Below are 6,000 nucleotides of genomic sequence, written 5' to 3' on the forward strand. Positions count from 1 at the left end.
TCTTTTTACGGTGTTGTGTGGTTGGTTGGACTCAAAATTTTTGAAACAAGAGTGAAAGGAAGTGGAGTAAGTGTTTGCTGGACATTTCGGACTTGCAGCCGCAGTTAAAGCTAAGCAGCCTACAGTACCTCTTTGGGCACTCATGATAAGTACCCAATTGCTCGACATTATTTTTGTCCCTTTGTTTATTTCCGGTGTTGAAACGATGGAGTCTATTGGCATTGGCGGTAAGGAGATTCTAATTCATGCTGAGTATACTCACTCTTTATTTGGTGCTTTGTTAATCGCCTGCTTAGCTGGGATGTTGGCTTTGATCAAATGGGGAAAACGCGGCGGAATTGTTATTAGCGCAACCGTATTTAGTCACTGGATTTTAGATCTATTTGTACACCGGGCGGATTTACCCATATTCCCTGGAAATATGGGAAGGTTCCCAATGTTAGGACTCGGTCTTTGGGAATGGCCTGCTGTTAGCCTAAACCTAGAAGCAGCAATGATCACACTTGGCGCCATTCTATATTTTCGGACGGCACTAACAAGGAGAAAAACAAGTTCACCGACCAACACAAACAGTATGAAAAAGGCTTTCTTTACAGGAACTGTAATGGGCATATTATTGCTTTTATCATTAATCGTTGACAATATTTAAATCTCGTAAATTAAGTTTATTTTCATAATATCCCCCCTTCTGCTAACCCTCTATTTTCCTAGCAAACTAATAATCGATATCAAAAAAATGCGCCTCCAATAAATTGGGGCGCATTCTTATACCATATCATTCTGTTACGGTCACATCAATTGGCTCAGATACTAAATGCCATTCCTTGCCAAGCATTTGGAATGTATGCATCGCAAACACATTCACGGTTCCCGGCTCAAGTGCTGTTATGGTATTGCCTTCGACTTTAACCTTCGTTTCTCCATTGTTAACAAAGAGAGTCGTCGAAATATTTTCTGTTTTAGCTTCACGATAGTTCACAAAGGATTTGACCTGAATCGTTGCCGATTTTCCGACATTCAGGTTGACCTTTTTATTCGGAATTTCTAAACGAATCGGGGCATCCGTCAACCACTGCGAATAGTCCGTGATTGGTCCGACCACGCCGGCCTCCAAAGCTTGCCCAAAATGATCTTCGTTTCTAAATGTCCAATGCATATTCAGAAATCCACGCTGGCGCATGTAGCGAATGAATTCCGAATTCAGACTGCCATAGTCAGCATTCAGGGTCGCGTTCATGCTGGCACCGTACTGCATCATTTGCTGAGCCTTTTTCAACCTGCCGTCAATCGTAGATGGTACAGCTGCAGAGTAAAGATAGCCCGTGCCCACTTCAGGGTTGATACCGCGAGTGTTGCGGATATGGTTGGAATTAAAGCTTTGAATCACTACATGATCAACCATTCCGGCTTGCTCGATCTCCTCCATCACTTGCTTCTCGATGCCATCTGCCTTGATCTCAACAAGCAGGACCACATCTTTCCCCTTGAACTCATCTAAATACTCTTTAAATGTAGGTACCTTTTCTCCTTGGAAATCAGGACTGAACTTGATACCGGCATCCAATGCCCGAATCTGCTCGAGTGTTAAATCCTTTACATTTCCTTTTCCGTTCGTGGTACGGTCCACCGTATAGTCATGCATAATAACCAGTTTCCCGTCTTTGGTCCTCTGTACGTCAGTCTCGATCATATCTGCACCCATTTCATAGGCCTTTCGATAGGAAGCCATCGTATTTTCAGGCGCAATGGAAGGTACACCTCGATGTGCGGCCACGACCGGACGCTGTACAAGTGTATTCTCTGGATACTGTCCCAAAGCTTCAATGGAAGCGGAAGGATTTTCAGATACAATGCCGTCCACTCCAAGATGAATCATCGTATGGGCAGCTTGCACATCCTCAGCGGCGATTCCCCAAACGGATATGGCACGGCTATGCAAATAATGAACGTTCTCAGGGCTCAGAATTTTTTGTGGAACTACCGCTACCATCGCATCGCTTTTATGAATCTCACGTGCGAAAGCCGCCATATCATTCTTATTGAAAGCTGCCTTGTTGTATAGAAGGGCACCGCGGGCCGTTTTAATAAAACTGCGCATTTCTTTTACGATCGCAGGATTACTGGATAAAATCTGAAAATCTTGTGTCTGGGTTTCTTTCAGGACATTGGCGAGACCTTCTATATCCGAATGTTCTTCCACTTGGATTATCGGAATGAATTTTCCTTTAATATTTTTAAGGGCGTTTTCAATGGGGGCCCCTTCAACCGTCCAATACCCCTGTTCGCTCCGATTTGCCTGCATGAGCACGGAAGCTGCACCTTCCTGCGCAACGGTTTTCGAAATAATCGTTGGCGGATTCACGATATTCGTTTTCAGCTCTTGAGGAAGAAAGGCGTTCGTACTCCCTAATGGAGGAAGTGCATTTGAGTAGGTATTGACCTTTACATTATCGAATTGAACGGTCGTACCGTTCGCTTGGAAGCCGACATCCCCGTTTGTCCATTTCCCGGCCTGATCCGTATCAACCACAAGCTGGCCATCGATAAATTGCTGCACACGATTTCCGCTTGCGATCACTTTGACATGATAAGTCTTATTGAAGGCCATATTTTCCGGATAAAAATTAGTCTCCGGCACAACCCACTGATTGCTTTCATTTCTGATGGCGAACTCCAGTCCGTTCAACGCCGTAGTGCCTTTGCGCATGGCGAATTGATAATACGGATATGTATTTGGCTGGACACGATACATTAACGAAGCCCATCGGGTGTCTTCAACTGAACTTTTAAACGTCATATCCGCTTCAAAAACGTAATTTCCTGTTTGGTTTCCTAAAGGAATCACAACTCTGGCAGGAGCGCCGGAAGATGGTGACGTTAATACCAGCTTGCCGTCCAAGACCTTGGCATCTCCCTGTACAAGCTTCCAGCCCGCAGGAAGCTGACCGTTCGCGATTTGATCGAAATTCTCCTGTGTTAGAGCCTGCTCCGCGACCTGAACCTTTGTTGGTCCATCCACTGGTGCTATCCAAATACTGCCGAAAATACTTGCGGATACTAAAAAGGCTGTTAATTTTTTTGATTTCCCTCTAAAATTAGGTACCATTTTCTGTCTCCTTTTCATTTAGTTGAAACATATGTAAAAGGTTTACAAACCCTTACTATGAAAATAGTACTTAATAAAGGTATAAGGGGTATTAATATTTTTTAAAGATATTGTTAAAAAATGGAGGACTTTTGCCTGAAGGCCTTTTCTGCTAATCAGTATAGGTTCGACAAAGGACGAGCGGTCAACTTAGTCGGGGATGAAGGGTAAATGCATTGTTTTAAATAGACTGCATGATTAGAAATAGAAAGTTTGAGGATAAATATGGCTGCTATAACCGATTCGCCGATATAACTTCCAGATTCGCCGATAAATTGTAAAATTCGCCGATAAATGGTTAATATTCGCTGATAAGTAGACGAAATTCGCCGATAAAGTTATTCTTGCCTTAATAAATAATAAAAAATCCAGCCGAATCCTAGTACTTAGAGGTAAATTCTATTTTTTTAATGACATTTTCCTTAATCTTCCTCAAAACTCTTCCCATTAAGATAATTAGCACACTCATTAAACACTTTAAAATGAGTTTCTTAAGTTCCTAAGTTATCATAAAAATAAATATTGAATAAATTAAAAAAACCGAACATGCAGCAACATGTCCGGTCGAGCAATAGAAGTATCCCTCAAATTGGATCGGCTAATTAGGGAATAATCCACCAGAGCCTCTGAACTCAAGGGTGGATTCTTTTTTTGTCTGAAGACACGTCTCATCATATCAAAAAAATTAGTGGCCTTCACCATCCCCGGTTCCAGCCCTTTCCTCTTGGTGCTTTGCGGGACAATAATTTCTCTCTCTACCTTGCAGTTTACTACTCTGGCATAAGTTTCCTCACCAGGCTCCATATCATCTCCAGGAACAAACGAGTCACTTAAAATTTAGTTTAAATATCCCGGCCTCTTAAACTTATAATGCGTTCTAAAGAAACAATAAATCGGTACAGATGATTTTGAATGAACCACTGTTGTGGTTGATTCAGGCTTTTCAATATTTAAGGATAAAGTTACATGATCATCGTTTGGTAAATTTGGGTCATAGATATTAATAGTAAGAAGGTTTTCATTCAAGTCATACCCATATGCTAGTACTTGGTGATGTTGTCTGACCTGAAAAGGATTAAAGGATTTTACTCTGATTAAGCCAAGCGGTGAAAGCTTGCCGTTATCAAGATCCTTTTTTATTCTTGGCCATTCCTTTTTCATCATTCTCCACATTCTGCAATGCGGTGCAACTCCTAGTTTACTAGCTTTTGTTTCATGGTCCCGGAGAAAAGGATTCATTAGAAACAGATATTTCAAAAGACCTAAGGGCAAATGAAAGCTTTCTATCTGCCGTTTAACGATATAGTCGAACAATGTTCCAGAGGAAGGGGCTTCCGAATTGGACGGTATCGGCATTTTTGCTTCAAAGTAATCCATGCCAGCATAAATCATTCCACCGCATAAACCATACGATGCATTACCGAATGGAATCTCCAAACCCAAAACATTTATTTTCTTCAATGGAACCTTTGCAAAGCTGTTTTCAAACTTAAAAGCGGATGAGCTCGGCAGAAACCCTGATTTTGCTGGCATAGTGTCTTCCCCTTTACTTGTAAATGTTCGTAAAAATAAAGCAACAGCCGTTGATCATTGGGATTTATTTTATTCACAAATCCTTCTTTTGGGAATTAACAGATGCCCCAAATCCCCCAATGGGTTTTACTATATACGAATCCCTTATCTTTCAACTATTTAGAGCATAAAAATAGCCTACCGTTTCCGGTAGACAATCTAATTGACCCTGTGGGATTAGGACGTAAGCCGTTACAAGTTGTTCGATAGTTGCATTTATTATATTAGTTGCATTTAAAAGCACATGGATAAAGGATTTATAAGAATCTTTTTTGGCAGCTACACAGGTTGGATAATGTGGGGGTAATTCAATGGCAAAAAAGAATGACAAGTTTTTTAATTATTTAAAGAGCATTTCTTTAAATTTAAAAGAAAGTGCTAACTATTTTGCTGACAATAAATTAAATAATGTTAATGATCTTAAAATATTTTCTGAAAAGATGAAAGAATTTGAATCTAACGGGGATACCATGGTACATGATCTTATTAGCGAACTTAATAATACTTTCATTACTCCAATAGATCGTGAAGATATTTTAGCTCTTTCAATATGCATGGATGATATTTTGGACGGTTTATACCATACGGCAGCCCTATTTGAAATGTACTCCATGATGGAAATGGACGATTTTATGCTCAAATTTGTTGATGCCATTAAAAATTGTACATCTGAAATTGATGCAGGTATTGAACTCCTTTCTAAAAAGAAATTGCTAAATATCAGAGAACACGCAATCAAAATTAAAGAAATTGAATCTTATTGCGACAACATTTTCCGTGAATCCATTAAAAATTTGTTTACCTTAGAAAAAGACCCTATCCGAATTATTAAATACAAACAAATCTATGAAGGGCTAGAAGAAATCGCTAACTGCTGTAAATCAGTGGCAAATACATTTGAAGTAATTATTATGAAGAATGCTTAGTTAGAGGAATTCTGAAGAGGGGTTTTGCCATACTTTTCGTTAATACTAGATAAAAATACCTTAATGGTTTATTTCTAGTTGGCATATACTATTAATTACTAAGGAGTTGAATAAATGGAAGAAGATTTTTATTTTTCAAAAAATCAATTTATCAGAGGTTTGAGGATGCCAAAAAGTATTGGTGGTTTGGTGATGAAAAGAGGAGATGTTTCACTCGCAAAGATTAATGGTGTGTGGAAAAAATACACAGAATCTGTACCAAGAGGTAGAAAACCTTTATCCAATAATGAAGATCTAATTTTTATTGGGAGCGGAAAAAATGTTGAAATTATACGTGAGCAACTCTCACAAAAACAA

Annotated in this window: 4 protein-coding genes and 1 pseudogene; 3 read left to right on the forward strand and 2 right to left on the reverse strand. The window is 39.6% G+C overall.

The window, feature by feature from the left end; genetic code table 11:
- Positions 1–70: 70 nt before the first annotated feature.
- Positions 71–649: a permease gene (locus V7161_RS25950; RefSeq protein WP_335715698.1), complete on the forward strand. Its 579-nt coding sequence runs from the start codon at positions 71–73 to the stop codon at positions 647–649.
- Between the two features lie 126 nt (positions 650–775).
- Here the strand turns inward: V7161_RS25950 and V7161_RS25955 are convergent, their stop codons facing one another.
- Positions 776–3,106 (reverse strand): glycerophosphodiester phosphodiesterase family protein, encoded by a 2,331-nt coding sequence (locus V7161_RS25955; protein WP_335715699.1) that lies wholly within the window; start codon positions 3,104–3,106, stop codon positions 776–778.
- Positions 3,107–3,982: 876 nt separating this feature from the next.
- Positions 3,983–4,678, reverse strand: a complete 696-nt coding sequence (locus V7161_RS25960; protein WP_335715700.1) for a hypothetical protein — start codon at positions 4,676–4,678, stop codon at positions 3,983–3,985.
- A 350-nt stretch (positions 4,679–5,028) separates the two neighbouring features.
- Here V7161_RS25960 and V7161_RS25965 point away from each other — a divergent pair, with 350 nt between their 5' ends.
- Together V7161_RS25965 and V7161_RS25970 are read left to right on the forward strand one after the other, a co-directional pair.
- On the forward strand, positions 5,029–5,643 hold the full coding sequence (locus V7161_RS25965) for a DUF47 domain-containing protein (protein ID WP_335715701.1): 615 nt from the start codon (positions 5,029–5,031) through the stop codon (positions 5,641–5,643).
- A 114-nt stretch (positions 5,644–5,757) separates the two neighbouring features.
- A pseudogene (locus tag V7161_RS25970) lies at positions 5,758–6,000 on the forward strand (hypothetical protein); the annotation flags it as partial.

Source organism: Neobacillus drentensis, assembly GCF_036965425.1.
Lineage (GTDB): Bacteria > Bacillota > Bacilli > Bacillales > Cytobacillaceae > Neobacillus > Neobacillus drentensis_F.